Genomic DNA, 23,450 nt, shown 5'->3' on the forward strand with positions numbered 1-23,450 from the left:
AAAATGGAAAAAAGAAAACTGGGAAATAGTGGACTTGAAGTGTCCGCACTTGGATTAGGCTGCATGGGTTTGAGTTTTGGCTATGGCCCGGCTACGGACAAAAAAGAGGCAATTCAATTAATCCGCTCTGCTTTTGAATCTGGGATTACCTTTTTCGATACGGCTGAATGTTATGGCCCTTTTACCAATGAAACCCTACTTGGACAAGCACTGGAGCCATTCAGAGATCATGTGGTGATCGCGACTAAGTTTGGTTTCGAAGATGGCGATTCAAAAAAAGGTTTGGACAGCAGTCCCGCCAGAATCAGAAAAGTTGCTGAAGCTTCCCTCCAACGTCTGCGTACGGACCGAATCGACCTATTCTATCAACACCGCATCGACCCCAATATCCCTATTGAAGAGGTGGCCGGAACCATCCGCGATCTGATTGCTGAAGGTAAAGTAAAACATTGGGGACTCTCTGAAGCGGGAACTGAAACTATCCGTCGAGCACATGCAGAGCAGCCCCTAGCGGCATTGCAGAGCGAATACTCGCTCTTTTATCGTGAACCCGAAAATGAGATCATCCCTACACTGGAGGAGCTTGGGATCGGTTTTGTGCCCTTTAGCCCCCTGGGAAAAGGCTTCTTAACCGGCGCAATCAATGAAACGACAAAATTTGACCCGACGGATTTCCGTAACATCGTACCACGTTTCTCGAAAGAAAATCGCAAAGCGAATCAGGTTCTTGTAGATCTCCTAAAAACGATAGCAAGTGCAAAAGATGCCACTCCAGCGCAGATTGCATTGGCATGGCTGCTTGCTCAGAAACCATGGATTGCCCCAATCCCGGGAACGACAAAACTACATCGCCTGAAGGAAAATATTGACGCCATTGCTGTTCAGCTAGATACAAAGGAAATACGGGAGATCAACCAGGCGGCTTCAGCGATTACCATCCAAGGCGAACGATATCCTGCTGCTTTACAGAACAGAGTCGGTAAATAAAAAATAAACTATGCGATTGAACAGAATAATACGAAATATTACAGCCTCTGCTGCCCTATTTATTTTATCGATGACGGTACATGCCCAAAAAAAACAAAAGCCTTTGCTCATTGATGAACAAGGCAGCTTTGCAGTTGGTGGTACAATCAAGACCGAAGCTGGGCACTTTAACGTAAATGATGCCCTGAGTCCTCAAGGACAAACTTTCCATGGCGATCATGCCTACGTTTTCTATCAAAAACCAGTAAAAGCCCACAAGTATCCTTTGGTATTTCTGCATGGTGCAGGCCAATCAAAAAAAACATGGGAAACAACAGCAGATGGTAGAGAAGGCTTTCAGAACATTTTCCTCCTTCGGAAATTCTCAGTGTACCTCATCGACCAACCGCGACGTGGGGAAGCCGGAAAAAGCATGGTAGAAGCAACGATCAAGCCTACGGCAGATGAGCAGTTCTGGTTTACACAATTTCGTATAGGCAATTACCCCAACTATTTCCCGAATGTTCAGTTTCCAAAGGATAGTATAGCATTAGAACAGTTCTATAGACAGATGACACCCAATACGGGTGCTTTCGATGCAACCGTTGTTACCGCAGCGGTATCCAGTCTATTTGATAAGATTAATGCCGGAATCTTGGTCACCCACTCCCAGGGCGGAGGTCCAGGTTGGCTGACCGCGATCAAAAACGATAGAGTCAAAGCGGTCGTCGCCTACGAACCATACAGTGGATTTGTATTTCCAGAGGGCGAACTTCCGGCTCCCATAAAATCCGCGGGGTTGTTTGGTGAACTCAAAGGGGTTACAATCCCCCTCTCTGATTTTAAAAAGCTGACCCAAATCCCCATTGTCATTTACTATGGGGATAATATTGCCAAAGAGCCGACTAATGTATGGAACAAAGACCACTGGCGTTCGGGGCTGGAAATGGCCAGACTATGGGCCGCGGCAATTAATAAACATGGCGGAAATGCAACGGTAATCCATCTTCCTGAAGTTGGAATCATGGGAAATACTCATTTTCCTTTTTCGGATCTCAACAATTTGCAAGTTGCGGATGAACTATCCAAATGGTTAAAACAAAAAGGACTGGATAAGTAATAATGGTAGTACTATCCGTAATCCGTCTACCTAAAAAGAAAGTTGATTTAGGGAACTTTGTATAAATCAAAAACGATGCAAATGAAAACTAGATATTTATATTGCCTACTACTTTGCCTGTTGTTTGCGGTAACTTCCTGTTCGGGAGCAAATGAAGCCACATTTGAAGCCACATTTGAAAACAAAGGTTTCCCGATAGTTCCCCGTGATTCGCTAAATAATCAGAAAGTTTTGATCGTTTACCTATCGCGGACAAAAAATACCAAAGCTGTAGCGGAGATTATCCATCGGCAGGTAGGCGGTGATCTGGTTGGTCTTGAGCTCGAAAATCCTTATCCCACTCACTATCAAACCGCTGTCGACCAGGTTGCCGAAGAAAATAAAACGGGTTATCTGCCGCCACTAAAAACGAAAATAGACAACATAGGAAAATACGACTTCATCTTTGTGGGTTTTCCAACTTGGGGGATGCAGCTCCCTCCCCCCATAAAGAGTTTTCTAAAACAGTATGATCTGGCAGGAAAGACGATTGTCCCTTTTAATACAAATGCCGGATATGGCGTTGGGAGCAGCTTTGACACGATCAAACAACTTTGTTCCAAAAGCAAAATATTGGAAGGGTTTACAACAAAAGCAGGGAAAGAACGGGACGGAATCCTCTTTGTGATATCAGGTGAAAAAGAAAAACAGCTTACCGTTCAACTTGCCCAATGGCTTGAAAAACTTGGATTCACAAAATAATAAGAAGTGGAAAGCATAAAATTACAATCAATGAAACAAATCAAGTATATCATCGTAGCCATGTTTATGGCGACGGGGCTCATTACAGAAGCACAGGACAAATCAAAAAATCCATTTGGCCTTGTATATGGTGATGCTATAAAGGAAAATGTAAAGGGAAAAGTAAATATACATCCTGTGAGCTATAAATTAAACGGAATAGCGATCGCTGCTAATGTATATACTCCGGCGAATTATGACCCTTCAAAAAGATATCCTGCCATTATAGTCGCACATCCCAATGGCGGGGTCAAAGAACAAACTGCCGGTCTTTATGCACAGCGACTGGCAGAAGCGGGTTACATTACAATAGCCGCAGATGCCGCCTATCAGGGAGCCAGCGGTGGCGAACCCCGCCATACCGACAAACCCCAGTTCAGAACAGAGGATATCCATGGCATGGCAGACTATATCGCTGGTTACGCTGGTGTCGACCCGGATCGTGTCGGTGCACTCGGGATCTGCGGCGGCGGCGGTTATACCCTCAAAGCAGCACAGTCTGATAAACGGCTAAAAGCTGTTGCTACACTGAGCATGTTCAACTCTGGTGAAGTGAGACGCAACGGGTTTCAAAATTCTCAACAAAATACAATTGAGCAACGATTGAAACAGGCATCAGATGCCCGGGCACAGGAGGCAGCAGGCGGAGAAATCAAGTATTCTGGCGTAGCTAGTATAACGGACGAAGAGATCGCCAAAACTCCAACAGATCTCTATCGGCAAGGATTTGAATATTATTATCGGACGCACGCCCATCCGAATTCAACGTTTTTATATACAACCAGCAGCTTGATGGATCTGATGACATGGGATGCGACCGATGGTATCGAACTGATCGATCAGCCCTTGTTGATGATCGCTGGAAGCAAGGCAGATACCAAGTATATGACCGATGTGGCTTTTTCAAAGGCTAAAAATGCAAAAAACAAAGCGCTCTTTTTACTAGAAGGAGCTACACACATTGAAACTTACTGGAAAAAGGAATACGTCACAAAAGCTGTAAATAAATTGGTTGAGTTTTATCACCAGAATCTTCAATAAAAAATACACTATACTTTATTATGATTATGAAAAAATTATTACTCGGCCTCTGTTTGGCCCTCTCCGGAATTCAGATCTCATTTGCACAGTCGCCTGCTGATCAGGAAATCATCAAAATTTCAAAAGATAAATGGCAATGGATGGCCGACAAAAATGTCGGCACATTGGACAGCCTTTTTCATGAAAATTCAATGTTTGTCCACATGGGGGGATCCTGGGGAAAACAAAGGGAACTTGATGTCATAAAAAGTGGCGGAATCTGGTATAAAAAGGCTGATATCCATGAAGTATCAGTCAATATCATTGACAATACAGCTATCCTACTCAATAGAATCGACCTACTTGCTGTCGTTGGTGGTAACGAGGTAACCAATCCATTTATAGTTACGGAAGTCTACGTAAAACAAAATGGCACTTGGAAATTAGGATCACTGTCGTTCACCAAACTGCTTACTCCTGGGAACTAATAACGATTCAACCAGTGATATCTTCGTAAAGAATGCGATCGCTAGTCTTTCTACTCCAAATAGAGATGAAATAGAAAGGATCACTAATAGAGAATGATCATGAAGAAACAAAAGTATATTATTGCAAAATATGATCGTGGCAAAGCGATTTTGGAACAGCTTACAGGAGTAGCCGAAAAAGATCCAAAAACTGGTTATGCTGCTTTTGCTCCAACTATTGAACTATTTTTAAAGGAACATCTATTTGCTGATATTTTTGAACGGGATATTCTTACCTACGCTGAAAGAGAACTGGTAACAGTCTCTGTACTAGCCAGCATAGGCGGCGTGCAACCGATGCTGAAATCGCATTTGGCAATTTGTTTAAATGTTGGTTTATCGGAAGAACAATTACAGCAGTTTATAATTATTATTAAATCTACTGTTGGCAAAAAAGAGGCTATAGTTGCACAAAAAATATTCGATGAAGTATTAGCGAATAGAAAGTAATCTAACTGCTGCCATAAAATTTGCGGTCATTAAAACGACTATAACAAAAAATAAACGAGCCTAAAATGGGGTACTTCAGGATAAACTTTATTTAAAAATTTAAAATCATGAATTTAAACAATACAACGATACTATTTCTGACGGGAATCTTGGCAATTTCATGTACTCAACAGATCAAACCACAAAAAACTGAACAGGACAGAACGCATGATCCTATTTTTTCAAAAGGTGAAAGGATTACAAATGACAATTTCACAGGAACAGTGTGGTTAAATAATCTAGTAACCGCAGATCGGATCAATCAGAATGCTGTTGGAAGTGTGACCTTTGAGCCTGGCGCCAGGACCAAGTGGCATTCTCATCCGGCGGGACAGATTATTCTGGCATTGGATGGTGTCGGCTTCTATCAGGAAGAAGGTAAGGAAAAAAGAATCGTCCGTAAAGGAGAAGTTGTAAAATGCCCAATAGATGTTCCTCATTGGCATGGCGCGAGCGCCGATTCTGCTTTTGTACAGATTGCCATAACAGGCAGGGAAAAGGGAGAAACAGTATGGCTTAAACCTGTGACAGATCAAGAGTATAACAATTAACCTAAATAAGATCTCTTTTCTCGATAGCAATGTTTGGGCTCTAAAATAAATTAATTCTTCTGCATATCCCGAACCCTGATCTACAGTCTTTTGCAGTTGAGCTAATGTACCATATTCATCCTTTTCGCCCTGAATAAACGAAAGTAGGCATTCAATATCGGTTAAAAATATATACTTAACAAGCATGTCGATTTATAGACAAACTTGGAAGGATCTATATGAATCAAACAAATAAGCCGGCTGTGTTATAGAAAGCCGGCTTTTGAAAAGGATTTAATGATCCTGTTTACCTCTTTTGGGTGTTTTGGTAATATTGGGGATGAAAACCAAATAATCGTAACCTTTTATAATTCTTTCCAACTCCAAATCCTCTACCTTAAGCTTCTGTTTAGAGATTGCTTGTTGTAAGGGTCTCAAATTATAGGCATACCAATTGTCATCTTTTACAACGCTTAAAAACGATTTATATTGATCCAAATCAGCCAATGTTTCACCCTCGCCCTTTCCGATGAGCATAATATGTAATGACTTCCGGTAATTTGCCTCTTCAATATTAGCAACCAGGTTACCAACATCGAATACTTCCATTAAACTCTCTCCTTTAGGCATGTGATTAGCGCCATATTTGAAAAGATTCTTCTTGTCTTTCCATTCGGGAAGCTTCTCAAAAACCAGATGTTTGATATATTGAATCCTTAAGCGATGAATTCGATTTAAATATAGATCCTTGCTTAATTTTAGCGCTTCAAGCTGTTCTTTCTCAATGGCGGATAAATTGAGAGCGGTCAATGCATTTATTTTTTCTAAACAATCATCTGAGAACAAATAGAATCTGGTATTATTTTTTGTATCAAAAGCAGCAGAATTAGCAATCATCTGTGTATAAATTTCTTTTGCTTTAGCACTTTTGGATTGCTTACTTAATTCCGAAAAAAGCAAGCGATCTGAAAATAAACTAATTTGTTCAGCTCCATAGGTTTTGACATTCTGATCGACTATGTTTTTAAATAAGTCAAACTCAGCCTCACCTTGTAAAAAAGATAAGGCAGAACCCGACTCATTGCGAAATTTGTCCAGTTCAGAAGGAGTTAAGGATTTAATTTTCTTTGATATTGTATTGACTGTATAGGGATCAATTTCCAGAATATAGTTGTCGAACTTAATATTATTGACGACCGAGTTTGTGAAATAAGGAATTTCGTTGGTGAAATGCTGCTCGCCCAATAATACAGAGTTGTTTTTGCTGATTTCATCTAGCAAGGTAGTCCATCCTTTGCCGTCAAAAGCGTTATTGTTGTTTTTTTTAAAGGTCGAATAGTTATTTTGAATTAAACTATCCATTAATGAGGTTTGTGCACGACCGAAATTGGCAATAAATAGGGTTAAAATTAGGAGTTTGGTTTTCATTATATATTTTTTTGAAAGATACTCATTTAGCCAGGACAATGCTAGTCATTTTTTATATGCTAATTAACTCCTTCTCTGAATCAGTTAGATTTTTCAAACATATTGAAACATGTGTTGATGTAAAAGAAGATTTACCAAATTGAATACAAACTTCTCCATTCGACGAATTTAGATTTAATTGATCTGGAGCTGTAATTTCATCAGCATTAGTAAAAATTATTTTATACATTTCAATTTCTTTTGTCAATACAAGGAAACTTCTCAATTTGATCTTTTACAAGTCGTGGATTGAAATCATTATCAATAATAAAATTAACACGTGTCGGTTCACCAATACTACCATGAAAAGTAAAAGTTCGATCTGCAGATAATTGTAGCGAATCACCAATGTCCTTTTCATTATTTCTATACATGATTCTATATTTCGCATTCGGAACAGTGTCGATCTTTCCTTGAATAATAAAGCTATTATTACTCTGTCCTAAGGTGACCAAAGGAACCGATAATAAGCATGAAACTATCGCCAATAATGCCGTTGACCGTTTTCCCATAACTATTAATTTAGGTTTATACTAATCAAAGTACCACTTATAGATCACAAATACAATTCATCCGCAAAAAAACTAATCCTTTGGTTAGAAATTTACCGTTTCAGTATCAAGAAAAGATGAACAACAAAAAAACACCCTATAAAATACAACTGAAATTGAAATCAACTTGCGTAATTTATAAATACAAAGGAATCATATAGTCTCATTGAACGAAATCTATGTTGTCATAAACATGAAGAAAAAGTCTCCCTCTTTGATGATCAAAGGAAGCTTTTTAAATTTCCTCCTTTCTTAAAGGGTCATTTACCTAGTTCCATTCAAAACTATAATATGTAAGGTATCAATGTCCGGAAACAGATTGAAATCTAAAAAATAAAACAATGTCATCTAACTTTGACCGATAGGTTATCTCATAATAATTATCGCCTTTTTTCTTGAAAAAGGAATGATCTTCGACATTACTAAGGTTCGCGGACTGAATAACGGTCCAATTCATTTTAGTCCAATAAAATTTTCTGTCCTTAATGAAAAAAGAATTACCAACTGAATCTCTTGCTTCTTCTTCATTAAAAACAAATTCAGTTGACATGCCTCTGAGCGGGAAATCGATTCTACTTATTTGGAATATTGAGTCACAAAAGAAATGGACCAAAAAGTCATCAAACTTCTCAACATACACTATGCTCTTTTTTTCAGTAAATTCAAACTTGTTATCTTTATTAAAATTAGAATTTCTATTTTCTTTTTGGTGACAGTTTGTAAAAAATCCAAAAATCAGAGCAGCTAATATTAGATTATTTATTCCTTTTTTCATTCTTTTTCTGTGCTCCGTTTCGGTTTGTTGATTATTTAAATTCTCTTATTTTCGCTTCTATGATTAATAAACTTTCATGATCACTAGCTAAAACAAAGTCGTCCTATTACGTTGATTCAATCCTGATACTGGCTATATAAAATTTAAATATCTAAAGCTTTTCATCAATGAATCGATTCCTATTTTTGAAGATTTAATAGGTCATAAGTTAGCACACAAATTGTTGAAAACAAAGAAAATTATAGGGCAGTATTTGCCGTTTTTTTACATTATTTGTAGCACCTCTTATTCATGGTCAACATGACCGTCTGTATTTAAACGCAATAATGATCAAAGGTTCTTAAACGCAGAAATATTTGTTCCGGAATACATTTTGAAAAACCGGCTAAAATGAGCAGGACTTTCAAAACCAAGTTCGTAAGCTATCTCTTTCGCTGACTTCTCGGTATAATGGAGATACCTTTTAGCCTCAAGAATTATTCTGTTGCGGATTAGAATAGATGGCGCCGACTGTTTCAACAGCGCAAATACATTGCTTAGTGTTTTTGGTGATTTGTTGAGTGCAGCCGCATAGAACCTGACTTCATGTTCCTCTTTAAAGTTACATTCTAGTAGCAATGCAAACTTTCTCACAATATCCATTTTTTCGTCGGGGAATAACTGATAGCTTTCACTTTGGAGCTTTGCAATTCTTGTGGTATTGATAATCACTCTCTTAAGAAGGGTGCGCAGCATTTCACCCTGAAAATTATCTTTTACCATCATCTCATTTGAAAACACATTCTCCAGATGAGACATTTCTTCCACAGCAGTTTCATTTAATACAATGAACATTGGATGTCGAATACCATAGAACAGAAAACCAACACAGCCGACCTCAGCATCGTGATCAACGATACAATAGAACTCCCTATTAAACTGCCAGGCAGTCAGCGCATCGGGCTGTTCAAATACAAAATGTTGATTGGAAACCAAAGGAAGTATACACCTTGATGGCATCGTATAACTGATCTCATCGATCGTCACTTTTTGTTCGCCGCCCTTGTTATAAATAAATGTATTGATAGGCAGGGAATTCGCATTACGAAGTCCCCTGCCTGAAAACTGGTTGTTGTCACTGTGCATCACAAACAGTGCTGCTGTTGCGTTATCGCTATACTCCCTAATCATGTTGTCATTTACTTACAGCATTTCAATTCGCTTAAATTTAATCATTTTCTTGTAAGAGCCTAACGCCCACAAGCTAGAAATTTAAAGGTCTTCTTTAATACTGCTTGCAGCAGCAAGCAGCAGATTGGAGGATAATCTTTGTTTAAAATCGGGATTGATAAATTCAAAATGAATTGTTCCCTTTTGATCAAGTATAAATACTGATGGAACCGGAAGCAGCAAGTCGGTGTCTTTACCTCTAGTTGTTTTCGGTAGTATCTCCCAGTAGTCCTTCGGAGCTTTATACGCAATCCCCATTTGTTTCGACAGTGAAAGATCTGCATCCGATAAAAGTGTGTAGCTTAATTTTTCTTTAGCTGCAGCTTTCATTAATCCCTCGGATTCGTCTGTACTTATGGCAATCAACTGATACCCCATTTCTTCCAAGCCGGGAAAGGCCTCTTGTAAGCCCGAAAGTTGTCTGGTACAATAAGGACACCAGCCACCGCGGTAGAAAACCAAAATGGTCGGCTTTTGGGAAATCGCTCTATTGAGATCAAACCTTTTACCTGAAACGTCTACCAATACTGCCATCGGTATTTTTTCTCCACACAATAACGGACTGATGTCTTCTGGATTTTGCGGAATTCGATAAGGGATTTGCTTCATATCCATTTTATCTATCCTGCTGTCAGCTCTCCGCATGCTGGACCGCTCCTGCGCATTGGCTATGCTTGCGATGCAGGTCGTGAACAACAGCAGCGCAACAAACGCAGCTAATTTTGTTTTTATAGGATTTTTCATTTTATAACACGTTTATTACTTAATAAATACTGAATCGATACTTTTTGCCCGTGGAAACTCAATCGATACTTTAGCCACTGCATGAAATAGGTTGCTGATTGTCCTGTCTCCAATAAGGACAATAATAGCCATGAGATTTTCGTTCGTATAACCGGCCTCAAAAATTAGTTGATTGTTACTTTAATAATGCTAGAAATTGATGGCAGTGTGGTGAACCCATTTGGATTAGGCACTTCTGCAATTGGTTTACGTTCGGTCACAGGAGTGCCGCCTAATCCTGCTTGCTCATTGCCGGCTCCGGGAAACTGATTAATCGCTGTCCCATTGTCAAACAATCCGATTGAATAGGATACATCTCCTTTTACTGTTGCATCAATTCCATTATCTTTTGTTGCAAAGAACCAATCGTTGGAAAGTCCATACATGCTTGCAATGGCAATTCGATCTCCACTTGCTATACTTAACTGCTGTGAAACGCTACTTCCTGCCTGCGCTCCGATTTTAGGAAGTAATACTGTTGAGCTAGCCGCCGGAAGGATATAAACCGCTTTTACACCGGAGAGTGTTTTAAGATAAGCCGCCAGGCCCGATGCATCACCTTTTTGCGCTAAATCTTTCAGTCCTTTACCACGGTCATTTTCACCGATTTTATATATTGGGTTTTCGATGCCTTTATATAGCACCACCAAAACTGGAGATAATGGTGTAAAAATACCTGTTTGCGTATTAATGTAATTACCCAACACGCTATTGTCTCCCATCTCCGCAATATTTGTCAAGCCATTTACACTTGGTTTTCCAACTTCAAATAATGGATTAGGATTTAACAGGTTGCCTCCCACGCTATATGAAATCGCCCAAACTCCGGGACTGAAGGGGGTCGGATTGGTCGTAACGCCAGAGACATTAGTGATTATAAGTGTAAAATTGGAATTACCTTCATAATGAAGTGTTGCTTTCATTAAAGTAGAAGCTGGAGCATAAGTATTGCCCTGTGCATCGGTTCCGTTTACTTCGGTAATAGCTCTTGGAGTAGTTTCTGTTGTTCCCGGGTGAATTACAGCTGCACCTGGTATCTGATTGATACGAGTACCATTATCCCATAATTTGATCTGTGCCGAAACATCGCCCTCAACCGGAGTTCCATTGTCCTGATACAGCTTTATGCCAGGATTTGCGGGAGCAAAAAACAAGTCATTCGACCAACCATACATCGTTGCAAAGCTCAGCGCTTGTCCTTTGGCTGCAGAAAACTTAATGGAAATTGCTTCGCCAGGCATAACCACTGGCGAAGCACCAGTGTTTTTAAAACTACCGTACTCTACCAATGGTTTTGAATCCAATACATTTTCTATCGTGATAGTCGTCGCCGACGTTGATGGCATAGCATCATTTTTATTGCAAGCGATAATTAGCAAAGGCATTGCTGCCATAGCCCACAAAATTGAATGTTTATGTTTCATAATGAATTCTTTTTAAATTACATTACAAATGTAAATTTCATGGGAGGAGCTGTAGGTATCTGAATTTCCCGCTGTGTTGCCGATATTTCCCGAGGGAATAATTTATGAGGAAGTAGATGTTGGATTGTACTGATAGTACAGGAGGACTGAACCACCAGAGAAACACCTTGTTTTTAATAGTTTAAAAACTATTCTATCGCTTATATGTTCAAATAGTGACAGCCCCTGTCCTACCACAACGGGATAAATGCACAATTGAAGTTCGTCGATCAAATTGAGATTCATCAGCTGGACAATTAAGCTTCGACTCCCGACCAAAATATCCCTACCGGCTTGCTGTTTCAATTTCAATATTTCATCTTTAAGCATCCCTTCGGCTAATTTTGCACTCGCCCAGTCTATATTTTTCATGCTATTTGAAAAAACAACTTTTGGAATTTTATCGATAGCCAATGCAAAGTCATCCATTGATTTTTCACCTGAGGAATTTTTCACAAAAGGCCGCCAATATTCCATAAGCTGATAGGTAATCCTACCATATAAAATGACATCAGCGCTATTTAACAGATGCGTATAATGAAGATGTATTTCCTCGTCGGGAATCCCTGCTGTATGATCACAAAACCCGTCAAGGGTCATATTGAATGCTGCAATTACTTTTCTCATGTCCTTCCAATAAGCTTCTTTTACACCGTAAATCTAACATTTTATACATTGAATAGGCTTTGCATAAGACAAGAAATAAACCGGGATAATGATAGAAAAGAAAGCTAAAGTTTCAAAGAATAAATAATAGTCACCGAATAAAATTGCAGGTGGAAGGAATTAAGACAAAAAAGTCAAACCACTAAAGATAATTACCGTTGAAGGGGGGAGCATAAAGCTAAGCTCCTGCCCCTTTTTTAAAATATGAAGTCTATTTCAGATCATCGAAGCGGGCTAGTCACGATCTGTTCTCACAAATTGTCCATTGAAATCGAAAATAAGAGCATCTCCTCCCCTGATATCTATTTGATATGAACTGCGTTTTTTTTCGATAAACTCAACCTGATTCCCAGGATGATTTTTTATGATAAAAGTTAAAATACTTCTTCTGACATCCTGGGAAGAAAGTTTTTCACCCTTGCCGGTTACTAAATTCCAATTGACCATATGATTTAAGATTTAAAATGTTATAATAATCTAAACCTATACATCAATTTGGGAAAGAAATGGGAATTATTTATCTATTTTCCCAATCTAAATCCAACCGTTATACCGCCAACAGGAGCAAATGCGCTTTGGCTGTCATAAAAACTCACACCTGGCCCGATACCTACATTCATCATAAAACGATCGCCATAAGTTCGCTGTATACCCCACATTGCGCCTAAAGTTAGGGTGAAATCAGCAACATACATATTATCACTTTTCAATATGGACGGACCAGCGGCTCCAAGCACCCCTGCAATATAATTGCCGGAATTGTGTGCTATTTTTTTTCCATTCTGAAGCCTTTTATTTAAATTATAATAATGCCGCACTTGCATATCGACCGCTGGGCGAAATGCATATCCCCACTCAGAATCTTCATGATGATAATCGTTAATTGTTATCGATGTTTTACTGTATAATAAACATCCTGATAAAGGTCCTGAAAAGCGCAATGTTGTTTTATTTCCGATTCCCATTTCGTAAGACATATTGGTCAGGATATTGTAGGCAAATTGGTGATCCTCAACTTTGGCTTCAACTGCTGTATTCGTTTGTCCAAAAGACATCGAGGCAAAAGCCACCGTCATAAAGAGTGTAAAATAATTTCTTTTCATTAATAATTAATAATTTGACACCGCAAAGATATTAAAATAAATAATGTGTAAAAATCAAACTCCTATTGTCAAATCGAAGGCATTTCGCTTCAAAAACAAAACATCAATAAATACAAACTTAGTTTATTAGATAAGCCCGATGTACTATTTCATATATTTAACCATAAAGATTATTATTTTAATTTTTATTTTCACAAGCGCAACAGGCAACGAAATCCGTTACTCCTACTGCGGCGTCGATGCATTCGCAGCTGCAGAGGCGATTGTTAGTGAAGTAGTAAAGAAATATACTTAGCAAATGCTCAGAAAGTTTTTGAGTCTGAGGCACAATGTTTAGAAAAGAACATATGAAAAAATTAGTGTTATTACTTACTTAGATACAAAGAATTAAACCTAACAAAGACATGGTTTATAAACTTAGAACAATATCCTGAAAACACCCTGCCTCCCGCCCATCAGTACGCAAGCAAGTACAACTGGGACTCTTATGCCATTGGTCCTTCGTGGGATCTGATGCGGCTATCACTGTCTTTACGCTGCAAAAAGGATTTCAGCATGTCATCAATCCATTAATCGGAAAAGAATTTCAAAAGCTATTGATTGCGGAATCAGCAATAAAATAGCAGCTGGCTACAATACTATGGAAAGCTTAAACGTTGATTGCCAAACCACTATCATTTACTATATTAATTAAGCACTAGACAGGCAGTCGCTTACGATATTGGATATAGTATACAATTACATTTAGCAAAACAATAAGAGCCGCTATTATAGCCGCTGTATATACAGTGCTATTAACTAATTTATTAGCAACTGAAATTGCTATTAAAGCCCATACAGCTACAAGTCCAAATAAGGGCATATGACGTTGCCATATCATCAATAAATGAATGATTAATGCAATTGCAAACATGATAATAACCCATGTTGTAGCTGATAATCCAAAACCGTCCCAGCCTATCTTCGTGAGATAGGCTGCAATGTCGGCAATCAAAGCGACAGAAATCCAGCCTGCATAAAGTTGAAAAGGGAACTTAAGAAATATACGCTTGCTGCGTGCAGCATGAAGCGCAATAGATTGAGTATGATGAATTATCTTTAATAGCGACACAAAAAGTAAGATCATCAATAAAACAGTTAAAAAGGTATAGTCATACAACCAGGTAATGACCCATAGACTATTTGCTAGACAAGAAATCAAAAACCACCATCCGACTTTTAAAACTACTTTTTCCTTTTCGTTTGTCTGTCTGACAAAAGGACCAAAATAAATTACAAATCCAAACAACCCTAAATAAATGAGGCCCCATATGGAAAAGGCATATCCCGCGGGTGTAAATAGATTTTGATATTTAGCAGAAACCGTTGCCATGGTCTCCCCATTAAAAATTCCCGTATTGGATAGGTAATTAATAATCACCGTAATGACCAAAGCAACTCCATTGGTTATTTGATAGATTTTCTTCATTGTATACAGCATAAAATATGTTGAAAAGCTCATCTGGCCTCCTTCTCGCCGGTCACGTGAACTGCAATAGATTCGTTATCATTAATTCTTAGTTTGATTAAATAATTTTTCTAAAACCTGATAACGGTAATCGAAGATTTGCTCTAACTTTTTTTTAACAAAAACTCCATGCACAATTGTGCCTAGAATTCCCAAAGGCAATTCATAATCTATCCTGTCTTTCACGAGCACTCCTTTTTCATTCGGAATAAACTCATGAAAATGATTCCAATAGGCATAAGGTCCCTTTAGTTGAAAATCAGTAAAACTTTTATTCTTTTCCACTTGCGTTATTTTGGTCTTCCACTTCAGCGGAAACCGAAGGATCGGAGATACCAAATAATCAATAATCATTCCTTCAGCAATTTCTTGCCTACGAAAGTCCGAGACGACAACAAACCCCATATCTTTTGGTGTAATTTCTGAAAGATTCATGGGTGAAGAAAAAAAAGACCAAGCGGTATCCAAATCGCAGGCCAATTGTTGTTCTCTATATAATTTGTACCTCATCTTATTTGAACTAACTTTATTGCTTGTTAATATAACAACATTATCGCAACTTAGTTTACAAATATACTATAAAAAACATTTCACGAGGCTATATCGTTAATTTAAAGAATAATTATACACCAATACAATTATTTAATTTGAAGCTAGCTTTAAATATACTTTTATCGATGGTTATTTAGCGGACATATCCTTTTCTAGAGCCTTAACAAGGGCTTTCGTATAACTTTTAGAAAAATCAGCTAAGCTGGAAGGGTTGATTGTTTCAGACTGCACACTCCAAACCAGTTGTTCGGAACTAACGTCATATAGATTGCTTTCCAGATAGTACATTTTATCCGTGGTATAATATCCCGGATCGTATGCTATCGGGTACCAATGGGAGTAATAGCTCCAAAAATTACCATACCATCCAAACCTCGGATAAGGCATATAAGGTCCACTTCCCGGTACATATCGGGTCTCGCTGGTTTTGTCGATCAGGGTAACAGTGAAAATAGCATCCGCATTCAGACTGTGTACTGCTTTCATCACTAAATCTTTATTTTGACTTTCATCTTTGGTGAACGTGCGTTTAAAAACATCAGTACTTTTAATAGCCTTGTAGCCATGCATGGAAGCCGCTTCAGCCAAATTGGATTCAATGACATCCTTTGCTTTAGCATGGTTTGTCATCGCAATAATGAATATTGTTTGGTATTGTTTTGGAGTCAGATCTCTATTTTTATAGATATCTGTTATCCTTGTGGAGGTACTACAAGCCAACAATAAGAAGCTTGAGACAATTGCGGTTAAAAATGACTTCGATTTCATATGTTTTAAAAATTAGTGTCCTTTTGAAGTGTAGCAGAGAGTCTCTTCGTATTTTCGTGTGATATGCCAGTACATCGATCTATTTTGGGTAGTCTTAGCGTAAAAACGATAGAACCACCTATTAGACAACAAGTTTACATGGACAATTGTTTTGCAGTTATTAATTATAAAAGAAATACTTTAATTCTTAATTGATATTATCAAAAAAGGTCCTTGAGAAGTAAGGACACCACTCATCAGGGATTAAATTTCATCATTCAGGCAAAATCTGATTTCTGTGATGCTTCAAGTGCATCACATAGTCAAGCATTAAAAATTCGAGGCTATGGTCATTACAAGTCCTTTGTGTCAGTTTATTCACAATTATATGCTGAAACAAAAACAACAATTGCTCGTTTACCGATCGCCATAGATTGCATAATTTAACGGTCTCAGCATGTTGATAGTCAGCAGATGAACAGTAGGCTACCTGATCATAGTATATTTTTGGATTTTCTTCAAATTGAGCTCTTATAAACCGTCCGTAATTTACAAAAGCGCTATCGACTAAATGACCTAGAATTTCTTTTTTACTCCACTTATTTGGTCCCAATTTCATATTAAAATCGTCCTCGTTTAATTCCATAATTTGCTGGGTAAAATCATGGATAATATCCTCAAATTCTGCCAAAAATGTACTCATACCTAGATCTATCTCTTATTGCACTAATTTCTTAACAATGTAATCCCTTGCCTCCACGCTATTGTGTAACGTTCCATTGTTCTACTATTTTATTGTTCCGTAAACTTTTTTGTACCATTCCATAGCTTTTGCTTCGTGCTCTTTCAAAAATTCATCTTTCGCGTCGTTATAGTCGTTCCCATCTTTCCATTGCTGAAGGACCAACTTTTCTTTAATTACCTGATAATGACCTCTTACTTCTTCATGTACACGCAGATAATCGCGAAACGCTATATGGCGCAACCAGTGTTCTGATTGCAACGGTATGCTGTGAATATGTGCTATCCGTAGCGAATGATCATGCAATCGTGCTGGAATTTCATCGTCGGGTGCAATGTGCTCTGGCACCCCCAATACTTCAGGCCGATCAATCAGGGCGACAAAAAAACGTCTGTAAGGCATATCCTCATTGTATTTTTCATAATATACATAGCATTTACCACGCAACAGAAACGGAATGCGATCAAGATCATTTTCTTCCTCAAGACCGATCAATATATCAATGATTGGTTTGGCAGACAATCCCTCAACGGCCGTACTGCCTATGTGATCTACCCTCGGCCTTATAGGTTTCAACAATGTAAGAAGTTCATTTTGAATGCTGTCGAAATTCGCTTTCCATATCGGATTATAAGGTTCAAACGGTAAAATCATACGATGTTGTCTTTGTCAATACAAGATAATAAACATCATTCGATCAAATACGCCTCGAACGGTGCCCTAAAAGTTAAAGTTAATAAATTTATGGTTTTCCGAGAGAACCTATAAACCAGTTCTCTTTTTCCAATGCATTTATTGTGCAAATTTCTTCGTCGCTACGACACAGAGGATAACACCAACTGTTACGGCAAGCATGCCAACACTGACTTGTTCATGAAGAAGCCAGGTGGCTAAGGCCAAACCAAAGAATGGCTGTAATAACTGTAACTGTCCTATGGTCGCTGTACCGCCTTGGGCAAGTCCTTTATACCAAAAAACAAAGCCAATAAACATACTGAACAAGGAAACATAGGCTAAACTAGCCCAGGCGCCCATAGGCACAGCATCAAAAGACGATGGAAGATAGATAAAAGTAAGTGGCAACATCAACGGCAGCGACAAAACCAGAGCCCAGGAAATGACCTGCCAACCACCCAGCGTCTTGGTCAATTTAGCGCCTTCAGCATAGCCCAAACCACAGAGAATGACCGATAAAATCATTAAAACGTCACCTAAAGGTGAGGCTGTTAGTCCTTGTGCCAGCGCATAGCCGATCACCAGTAAACTCCCTAAAGCAGAGAACAGCCAAAAGATTGGCTTCGGACGCTCGCCACCGCGTATAATACCAAATACGGCTGTCGATACGGGCAAAATACCGATAAAAACGATGGAGTGAGCAGACGTGATGTGCTGCAGGGCCAAAGCGCTCAGTAAGGGAAATCCAACGACACATCCTATGGCCACGATGCATAGCGAACCCAATTGTTTTCTTTCCGGGCGTTTTTCCTTAAAAACCATCAATGTTACCAGTGCCAATATACCTGCAATCGAAGCCCTGGCTAGCGTCACAAATACGGGGTCAAATGCTAAAACCGCCATTCGTGTTGCTGGCAACGAACCACTAAACAATACCACACCAATAAAACCGTTTAACCAACCGCTTGCGGTATTTTCTTGTAATTTACTTATGCTTAATTCTGCCATGTTTCCATCTTTTACACAAAGTTCGTCCATTACAAGAACTAAACACAGTCACAGTTTTTGATAATTCAATGGACACAGTTACCTTTGAAGACAGACATTAGTCCTTATTTTATGAAAAAAGATTATTTGTATAATGAAATAGCAGACAATATTGCGAATAAGATTAATTCAGGTGTCTTAAAAGCCGGCGAGAAACTACCTTCAGTGAGAAATCTAAGTGCTGAACACGGTATCAGTATAAATACAGCAAAAAGGATATTTTTAAAGCTGGAAGGACGTTCACTTATACGGTCCAAACCTCAGTCCGGATACTTCGTTAGTCCTCCAAACTATTTGCAGCTCCCATTGGCCGCAGCCAGTCAACCTATTCCAATCGCCAATAACCGAGAACCAGATCAATTAATGAATAAAGTGTATTCAACCATGGGGCGACGGGATTTAACCTTATTTTCGATCGGTGTTCCTTCGGGAAGTCTCCTGCCTAGCGCAAAATTGAAAAAAGAAATCGTTCTCGCTACACAGGAGCTCAGCGATGGTGGCACAGCATATGAGCCCTTGCAGGGCAATATAAAATTACGTCGTATGGTAGCTGTACGTTCATTGGCCTGGGGTGGAAATCTCAACGAAGATGAGGTCGTTACCACCAACGGCTGTATGAATGCTTTGGTTTTATGTCTGATGGCCTTAACCAAACCTGGAGATACACTGGCTCTTGAAAGCCCCTGCTATCCGGGTATCCTCCAACTTGCCGTTAGCCTAGGACTTAAGGTGCTGGAAATAGCCACGGACCCCATTACGGGAATAGACATTGAGGCCCTCAAAAAGCTATTGCCCGAAATCAAAGTTTGTTTACTGGTCCCCAATTTTAACACCCCTCTGGGCTATTGTATGCCGGATGAGAACAAGCGGGGAATTGTATCACTGTTAGCAAAACATCATATCCCGCTGATCGAAGATGACACTTACGGCGACCTCCATTTTGGCACCCAACGCCCCAAATGTTGCAAATCTTTTGACCTCGATGGCAATGTACTCTGGTGCGGATCAGTTTCAAAGACATTGGCTCCGGGCTTCCGTGTCGGATGGGTCGCTCCTGGAAAATACAAGGAACAGATTATCAAACTAAAACTGATCCATTCCCTATCATCTACAGCGATCATCAACGAGGCGGTAGGAAATTTTCTATTAACAGGAAAGTATGAAAACCACCTACGTAAACTCCGTAGATCATTAACAGAAAACTACCAGCAGTATGCCGCTATCATCGCGGACCATTTTCCGGAAGGCACTAAAATAAGCCGCCCACAGGGTGGACTCGCCCTATGGGTTGAATTTCCAAAACACATCGATACAGGCAAACTATACAACTATGCGCTTAAACAACAGATTAGCATTTCACCGGGAAGGATCTTCACCTTGCAGGATCAATTTCACCATTGCATGCGTCTCTGTATTGGTTTACCCTGGAGCAATGAACTCGCCTTAAAATTAAAACAGCTTGGTAAACTCGCAAAAGCCCTCCAATAAATTATAACATACAAAAATAAAACCCACAGTCAAGACAACGAAACAACAAGTCGGAGCCTATGCTTACTTGAGTTCCAGCTCCAACCTGTGTTTACCAGCCTCCAATTGGACGATATCGCTGCTTCTAACATTATCCGGTGGATAAAATGTTGCCGTCGCATTAGCAGGTATTTGGATATTATATACGATCATTTTATCCGTTAACTTCCATTCGGAAACAATTTTACCGTAAGGTGAATCATAAGAAATAGAAGATTCTTTCAGTTCCTGGGGGAAGATGGGTTTTAAGAGCACATGTTTAAATCCTGGTTGTTTAGGATCTGGAAGAATCCCGCCGATAGATTTAAAAAACCAACCACCGATTTCGCCAAACATCATGTGGTTGTCTGAAATATCCCGTGTTGCTTTTAAATCCCAGTTCTCCAACAATGTTGTCGCTCCATTTACAATCCACCATCCCCAAGACGGGTAGGTATCTTGTACCGCGACCTTATAGGCTGTCGTTGCATAACCGTTATCTTTTAACGCATTCAATAATGCTTTAGCACCCAATACGCCTACATCCAAATGAAAGTTGGTCTCTTCCACTTTCTTATTCAGGTTGGCGGCAACACGGGCTTTCATTTCATTGGGTACAACACCCCAATAGAGTGGTACACTCAGTTCGGTCTGTGTTCCATTGCTATAAACACCCTTGGAAGCATCTAAAAATTTAGCGTTGATGGCCGTCTTAATTTTTCTGCTCAGCAGTTCATATTTTTGTTGATCTGCTGTGTATCCAAACAATTTGGCCGCAGCAGCCAAGATGGTCGCATCCACATAAAAATAAACAGATGAGGTCAACTCCAGATTGGACTGTGACTTCACCGGCACCCAGTCTCCACGCCCAAACGTTGTCAACCCAGATGGGCTGATTCCGTCTACATAATCGACATAGCGTTTGATATTTAGGTAGCATTCTTCTAATGCACGTGGGTCTCCATAAAACTGATAAATCTGCCATGGAATGATGGCAATGGTGCTTGTCCAATCCAAACCATTTGCGGTACCGTAGCCCCATCCGCCAGTTGGAATAATATCGGGTAAGACACCATTCTCCTGTTGTTCATCACGATGATCCGCCATCCATTTTTCATAAACTGTTATCCCGTCAAAATTGTATAAAGCTGTTTCAATCGCAAGGTGCCCATCCCCTGTCCAACCGTTCTTTTCGCGCTGCGGACAGTCCGTAGGATAGCCCATCAAATTGGACAAGTAGGCATTGTTGGTCGCTGTCCATAGTTTATTGACCAACGCTGACGATGTCTTGAGCTGTCCAATAGCAGACACATCACTATGCATAAAATAGGCGGTCACAGCCGAACTATCCAATGCAATTGCGGCACTGCTGCTAACCTCGACATAACGAAACCCTTTGTAACCAAACTTTGCCATAAACTCATCATCCCGACCACTTAAGGTCAATATATCAGTTTGAAAGGGCTCCTTTTCCTTATCGCCCCGATAATAAACATCAATATTGGACTGATCAAGATGCCCATCCGCCAACAACCGCTCACCATGCTTGATACGCAGCATAGTACCCGCAGCTCCTTTCACTTTAACTTTTGTAATCCCGGCCATATTCTGCCCCATATCGAACACATAGGTACGTTGGTCTATCTTTGTCACTGATTTTGGCTTATAGGACTTCACGAGCCGAATCGGTACCATCTGTTGGGAAACGATATATGCAGATGGCGCATTTCTATACTGAACAGCCTGCCAGGCCGAATCATCGTATTTTGGTTTATCCCAGTTAGGTATTTCCAGTCTTGCATCGTAATGCTCACCAGTGTAAATATTATTATAAGTGATTGGTCCCGAAGCTGTCTTCCACTGCTTATCCGAAACAATGGTTTCCGTCGTTCCATCGATATAAACGATTTTCAGTTCTAAACAGAATGTTGGCCGGGCCCGCCATGGTGCTTTATCAAAGTTCCAAACGGCCAGTGGTTGATGATTATACCAGCCATTCCCCAAAACAACGCCAATGGCGTTCTCTCCTTTTTGAAGCTGCTGGGTTACGTCCGTCACGACATACAATGTGCGTCGGTCAAATCGAGTATACATTGGATCCAGACGATGGTCGCCAACGCGCTGGCCATTAATGGAAAGTTCATATAATCCTGCTGCGGCAATATACGCGCGGGCAGATTTTACCTGCTTATTTGCCTTAAATTCTGTTCTAAAATAAGGCGTTTCCCGCGCATGAATATCCTTATTGTCGCTGATCCATTTTCCTTTCCAAAGGTCCATTCCCATCATTCCTGTTTCGAAAGATGCTATTTCAGAACGTGTTGATACACCATCCTTATCCCATACTTTAACCCTCCAGAAGTACTTGGTCTGTGGCTTTAACTGTGTGCCGGTATAAGGCACTAACATAGCCGAGCTGAACTGTTTGCCACTATCCCAGCTATCTTTGGTCTCTCTCAGCAGTGCCAGCGAATCTTGCCCTAAAAAGATCTGATAAGCCTGTTGTACCGCACCTTTACGTTGATCATCAAGTTGCCAGCTAAGTCTCGGGTGGATTGCATCGATACCCAATGGATTGACCAAATGTTCGCATGTCAACTGCACGGCGCTGCAGTTATTTTTAGGTTGGGCATAAGTGTTGCTAGCGATACACAACAGTGTTGTCAATAAAATCCTACGCATTAAAAGATACTATTCTTGGTGGTTGTTAAATTGTTTTAGCTGATTCAAAAAACTAATATATCAAATATTTCCCACATACTGACCTGCACTGTCCTGTGCAATAAACCCAAGTCTGCAAAATAAAATTCTTGCAACTTTCATAAAAATAACCTTATCTTAGTCGCAACTTTAGGGGTGTCTGCTCGTGCAGGCTGAGATTTTACCCTTAGAACCTGATCCGGATCATACTGGCGTAGGGAAAAGTGAGCTGTCTACAAGGTGCATTGCTGTGCCTTTGTGTAGCCATTCCTAAAGTTTTACCAAAAAAATTAAGGAATGGAACTTACAATAAACCATCAGATTCGATTTTTCGACCCCCCACTTACTTCACTTGAAGGCTTGTTGCTTTTGGAATTATCTGGCAAAACTCAGGGTGTGGCTGTAGCCATCAACAACAAAGTCATCCCCAAAAAGGACTGGGCTACGACAACACTTAAACCTTACGATCAGATTATCTTAATTACCGCATCTCAGGGCGGATAGCCATTCCCAAAAAATCAACCG

The 23,450-nt window shown here is 39.7% G+C and carries 25 protein-coding genes and 1 riboswitch; of the genes, 9 read left to right on the plus strand and 16 right to left on the minus strand.

The annotated features are described in order from the left end of the window. Positions 1-3 precede the first annotated feature (3 nt). The 7 genes from M2419_RS00685 (at position 4) to M2419_RS00715 (ending at position 5,453) form a co-directional block, all read left to right on the plus strand. Positions 4-987 (plus strand): aldo/keto reductase, encoded by a 984-nt coding sequence (locus M2419_RS00685; protein ID WP_182331412.1) that lies wholly within the window; start codon positions 4-6, stop codon positions 985-987. A gap of 10 nt (positions 988-997) precedes the next feature. Further along, on the plus strand, positions 998-2,086 hold the full coding sequence (locus M2419_RS00690; RefSeq protein WP_259254035.1) for an alpha/beta fold hydrolase: 1,089 nt from the start codon (positions 998-1,000) through the stop codon (positions 2,084-2,086). An 81-nt stretch (positions 2,087-2,167) separates the two neighbouring features. Beyond that, a complete protein-coding gene (locus tag M2419_RS00695; RefSeq protein WP_182331408.1) occupies positions 2,168-2,827 on the plus strand; it encodes a flavodoxin in 660 nt (219 codons plus the stop codon). A 30-nt stretch (positions 2,828-2,857) separates the two neighbouring features. Continuing rightward, complete coding sequence (locus M2419_RS00700) at positions 2,858-3,907, plus strand: alpha/beta hydrolase (protein WP_259254036.1); 1,050 nt, start codon at positions 2,858-2,860, stop codon at positions 3,905-3,907. A 26-nt stretch (positions 3,908-3,933) separates the two neighbouring features. Further along, the gene (locus M2419_RS00705; protein ID WP_182331404.1) at positions 3,934-4,374 is read left to right on the plus strand and encodes a nuclear transport factor 2 family protein; all 441 of its coding nucleotides are present in this window, start codon (positions 3,934-3,936) and stop codon (positions 4,372-4,374) included. Positions 4,375-4,473: 99 nt separating this feature from the next. Continuing rightward, complete coding sequence (locus M2419_RS00710; protein WP_228280204.1) at positions 4,474-4,863, plus strand: carboxymuconolactone decarboxylase family protein; 390 nt, start codon at positions 4,474-4,476, stop codon at positions 4,861-4,863. A 107-nt stretch (positions 4,864-4,970) separates the two neighbouring features. Next, a complete protein-coding gene (locus M2419_RS00715) occupies positions 4,971-5,453 on the plus strand; it encodes a cupin domain-containing protein (RefSeq protein WP_182331400.1) in 483 nt (160 codons plus the stop codon). Between the two features lie 273 nt (positions 5,454-5,726). Here M2419_RS00715 and M2419_RS00720 read toward each other — a convergent pair whose 3' ends face one another. From M2419_RS00720 to M2419_RS00790, 15 genes are all read right to left on the minus strand, one after another. After that, positions 5,727-6,860, minus strand: a complete 1,134-nt coding sequence (locus tag M2419_RS00720) for a hypothetical protein (protein WP_182331398.1) — start codon at positions 6,858-6,860, stop codon at positions 5,727-5,729. A 230-nt stretch (positions 6,861-7,090) separates the two neighbouring features. Next, the gene (locus tag M2419_RS00725) at positions 7,091-7,411 is read right to left on the minus strand and encodes a DUF4369 domain-containing protein (protein WP_182331396.1); all 321 of its coding nucleotides are present in this window, start codon (positions 7,409-7,411) and stop codon (positions 7,091-7,093) included. A gap of 340 nt (positions 7,412-7,751) precedes the next feature. After that, positions 7,752-8,225, minus strand: coding sequence for a hypothetical protein (locus tag M2419_RS00730; RefSeq protein ID WP_182331394.1), 474 nt, complete (start codon positions 8,223-8,225; stop codon positions 7,752-7,754). Positions 8,226-8,555: 330 nt separating this feature from the next. Further along, a complete protein-coding gene (locus M2419_RS00735) occupies positions 8,556-9,395 on the minus strand; it encodes a helix-turn-helix domain-containing protein (RefSeq protein WP_159730744.1) in 840 nt (279 codons plus the stop codon). 81 nt (positions 9,396-9,476) lie between these two features. Further along, positions 9,477-10,178, minus strand: a complete 702-nt coding sequence (locus M2419_RS00740) for a peroxiredoxin-like family protein (protein ID WP_159730746.1) — start codon at positions 10,176-10,178, stop codon at positions 9,477-9,479. Positions 10,179-10,342: 164 nt separating this feature from the next. Beyond that, positions 10,343-11,641: a spondin domain-containing protein gene (locus M2419_RS00745; protein WP_159730748.1), complete on the minus strand. Its 1,299-nt coding sequence runs from the start codon at positions 11,639-11,641 to the stop codon at positions 10,343-10,345. A 102-nt stretch (positions 11,642-11,743) separates the two neighbouring features. Then, complete coding sequence (locus M2419_RS00750) at positions 11,744-12,307, minus strand: dihydrofolate reductase family protein (RefSeq protein ID WP_153848745.1); 564 nt, start codon at positions 12,305-12,307, stop codon at positions 11,744-11,746. Positions 12,308-12,580: 273 nt separating this feature from the next. Continuing rightward, complete coding sequence (locus M2419_RS00755; RefSeq protein WP_259254043.1) at positions 12,581-12,793, minus strand: PepSY-like domain-containing protein; 213 nt, start codon at positions 12,791-12,793, stop codon at positions 12,581-12,583. Positions 12,794-12,867: 74 nt separating this feature from the next. Next, positions 12,868-13,449, minus strand: a complete 582-nt coding sequence (locus M2419_RS00760) for a hypothetical protein (protein ID WP_159730752.1) — start codon at positions 13,447-13,449, stop codon at positions 12,868-12,870. Between the two features lie 697 nt (positions 13,450-14,146). Then, complete coding sequence (locus M2419_RS00765) at positions 14,147-14,917, minus strand: hypothetical protein (RefSeq protein WP_259254044.1); 771 nt, start codon at positions 14,915-14,917, stop codon at positions 14,147-14,149. Between the two features lie 81 nt (positions 14,918-14,998). Then, complete coding sequence (locus M2419_RS00770; protein ID WP_159730756.1) at positions 14,999-15,466, minus strand: SRPBCC family protein; 468 nt, start codon at positions 15,464-15,466, stop codon at positions 14,999-15,001. Positions 15,467-15,637: 171 nt separating this feature from the next. Further along, on the minus strand, positions 15,638-16,276 hold the full coding sequence (locus M2419_RS00775) for a hypothetical protein (RefSeq protein WP_153846778.1): 639 nt from the start codon (positions 16,274-16,276) through the stop codon (positions 15,638-15,640). 253 nt (positions 16,277-16,529) lie between these two features. Further along, complete coding sequence (locus tag M2419_RS00780; RefSeq protein ID WP_159730760.1) at positions 16,530-16,958, minus strand: DinB family protein; 429 nt, start codon at positions 16,956-16,958, stop codon at positions 16,530-16,532. Positions 16,959-17,042: 84 nt separating this feature from the next. Continuing rightward, positions 17,043-17,651, minus strand: coding sequence for a GrpB family protein (locus M2419_RS00785; protein WP_159730762.1), 609 nt, complete (start codon positions 17,649-17,651; stop codon positions 17,043-17,045). 138 nt (positions 17,652-17,789) lie between these two features. Beyond that, positions 17,790-18,710, minus strand: coding sequence for a DMT family transporter (locus M2419_RS00790; RefSeq protein ID WP_259254046.1), 921 nt, complete (start codon positions 18,708-18,710; stop codon positions 17,790-17,792). Positions 18,711-18,791: 81 nt separating this feature from the next. On the opposite strand from M2419_RS00790, the gene M2419_RS00795 reads away from it, so the two are divergent. Next, on the plus strand, positions 18,792-20,207 hold the full coding sequence (locus tag M2419_RS00795; protein ID WP_259254047.1) for a PLP-dependent aminotransferase family protein: 1,416 nt from the start codon (positions 18,792-18,794) through the stop codon (positions 20,205-20,207). A 63-nt stretch (positions 20,208-20,270) separates the two neighbouring features. Here M2419_RS00795 and M2419_RS00800 read toward each other — a convergent pair whose 3' ends face one another. Next, positions 20,271-22,907, minus strand: a complete 2,637-nt coding sequence (locus M2419_RS00800; protein ID WP_259254048.1) for an alpha-L-rhamnosidase — start codon at positions 22,905-22,907, stop codon at positions 20,271-20,273. Between the two features lie 160 nt (positions 22,908-23,067). Beyond that, positions 23,068-23,163, plus strand: a riboswitch (TPP riboswitch). 59 nt (positions 23,164-23,222) lie between these two features. Between M2419_RS00800 and thiS the strand changes: the two genes are divergently transcribed. Further along, a complete protein-coding gene (gene thiS, locus M2419_RS00805) occupies positions 23,223-23,429 on the plus strand; it encodes a sulfur carrier protein ThiS (protein ID WP_153846774.1) in 207 nt (68 codons plus the stop codon). Positions 23,430-23,450: the final 21 nt, after the last annotated feature.

Origin of the sequence: Sphingobacterium sp. BIGb0116 (assembly GCF_024808035.1) — a bacterium.
GTDB classification, from domain to species: domain Bacteria; phylum Bacteroidota; class Bacteroidia; order Sphingobacteriales; family Sphingobacteriaceae; genus Sphingobacterium; species Sphingobacterium paramultivorum.

Bases quoted from the DNA above. Each gene is read 5' to 3' on its own strand.
- M2419_RS00685 (WP_182331412.1), top strand. From the start codon at position 4: ATGGAAAAAAGAAAACTGGGAAATAGTGGACTTGAAGTGTCCGCACTT.
- thiS (WP_153846774.1), top strand. From the start codon at position 23,223: ATGGAACTTACAATAAACCATCAGATTCGATTTTTCGACCCCCCACTT.
- M2419_RS00690 (WP_259254035.1), top strand. From the start codon at position 998: ATGCGATTGAACAGAATAATACGAAATATTACAGCCTCTGCTGCCCTA.
- M2419_RS00790 (WP_259254046.1), bottom strand. From the start codon at position 18,710: ATGGACGAACTTTGTGTAAAAGATGGAAACATGGCAGAATTAAGCATA.
- M2419_RS00730 (WP_182331394.1), bottom strand. From the start codon at position 8,225: ATGAAAAAAGGAATAAATAATCTAATATTAGCTGCTCTGATTTTTGGA.
- M2419_RS00700 (WP_259254036.1), top strand. From the start codon at position 2,858: ATGAAACAAATCAAGTATATCATCGTAGCCATGTTTATGGCGACGGGG.
- M2419_RS00695 (WP_182331408.1), top strand. From the start codon at position 2,168: ATGAAAACTAGATATTTATATTGCCTACTACTTTGCCTGTTGTTTGCG.
- M2419_RS00710 (WP_228280204.1), top strand. From the start codon at position 4,474: ATGAAGAAACAAAAGTATATTATTGCAAAATATGATCGTGGCAAAGCG.
- M2419_RS00760 (WP_159730752.1), bottom strand. From the start codon at position 13,449: ATGAAAAGAAATTATTTTACACTCTTTATGACGGTGGCTTTTGCCTCG.
- M2419_RS00750 (WP_153848745.1), bottom strand. From the start codon at position 12,307: ATGAGAAAAGTAATTGCAGCATTCAATATGACCCTTGACGGGTTTTGT.
- M2419_RS00715 (WP_182331400.1), top strand. From the start codon at position 4,971: ATGAATTTAAACAATACAACGATACTATTTCTGACGGGAATCTTGGCA.
- M2419_RS00785 (WP_159730762.1), bottom strand. From the start codon at position 17,651: ATGATTTTACCGTTTGAACCTTATAATCCGATATGGAAAGCGAATTTC.
- M2419_RS00775 (WP_153846778.1), bottom strand. From the start codon at position 16,276: ATGAAATCGAAGTCATTTTTAACCGCAATTGTCTCAAGCTTCTTATTG.
- M2419_RS00770 (WP_159730756.1), bottom strand. From the start codon at position 15,466: ATGAGGTACAAATTATATAGAGAACAACAATTGGCCTGCGATTTGGAT.
- M2419_RS00725 (WP_182331396.1), bottom strand. From the start codon at position 7,411: ATGGGAAAACGGTCAACGGCATTATTGGCGATAGTTTCATGCTTATTA.
- M2419_RS00765 (WP_259254044.1), bottom strand. From the start codon at position 14,917: ATGAAGAAAATCTATCAAATAACCAATGGAGTTGCTTTGGTCATTACG.
- M2419_RS00740 (WP_159730746.1), bottom strand. From the start codon at position 10,178: ATGAAAAATCCTATAAAAACAAAATTAGCTGCGTTTGTTGCGCTGCTG.
- M2419_RS00780 (WP_159730760.1), bottom strand. From the start codon at position 16,958: ATGAGTACATTTTTGGCAGAATTTGAGGATATTATCCATGATTTTACC.
- M2419_RS00720 (WP_182331398.1), bottom strand. From the start codon at position 6,860: ATGAAAACCAAACTCCTAATTTTAACCCTATTTATTGCCAATTTCGGT.
- M2419_RS00745 (WP_159730748.1), bottom strand. From the start codon at position 11,641: ATGAAACATAAACATTCAATTTTGTGGGCTATGGCAGCAATGCCTTTG.
- M2419_RS00800 (WP_259254048.1), bottom strand. From the start codon at position 22,907: ATGCGTAGGATTTTATTGACAACACTGTTGTGTATCGCTAGCAACACT.
- M2419_RS00735 (WP_159730744.1), bottom strand. From the start codon at position 9,395: ATGATTAGGGAGTATAGCGATAACGCAACAGCAGCACTGTTTGTGATG.
- M2419_RS00755 (WP_259254043.1), bottom strand. From the start codon at position 12,793: ATGGTCAATTGGAATTTAGTAACCGGCAAGGGTGAAAAACTTTCTTCC.
- M2419_RS00795 (WP_259254047.1), top strand. From the start codon at position 18,792: ATGAAAAAAGATTATTTGTATAATGAAATAGCAGACAATATTGCGAAT.
- M2419_RS00705 (WP_182331404.1), top strand. From the start codon at position 3,934: ATGAAAAAATTATTACTCGGCCTCTGTTTGGCCCTCTCCGGAATTCAG.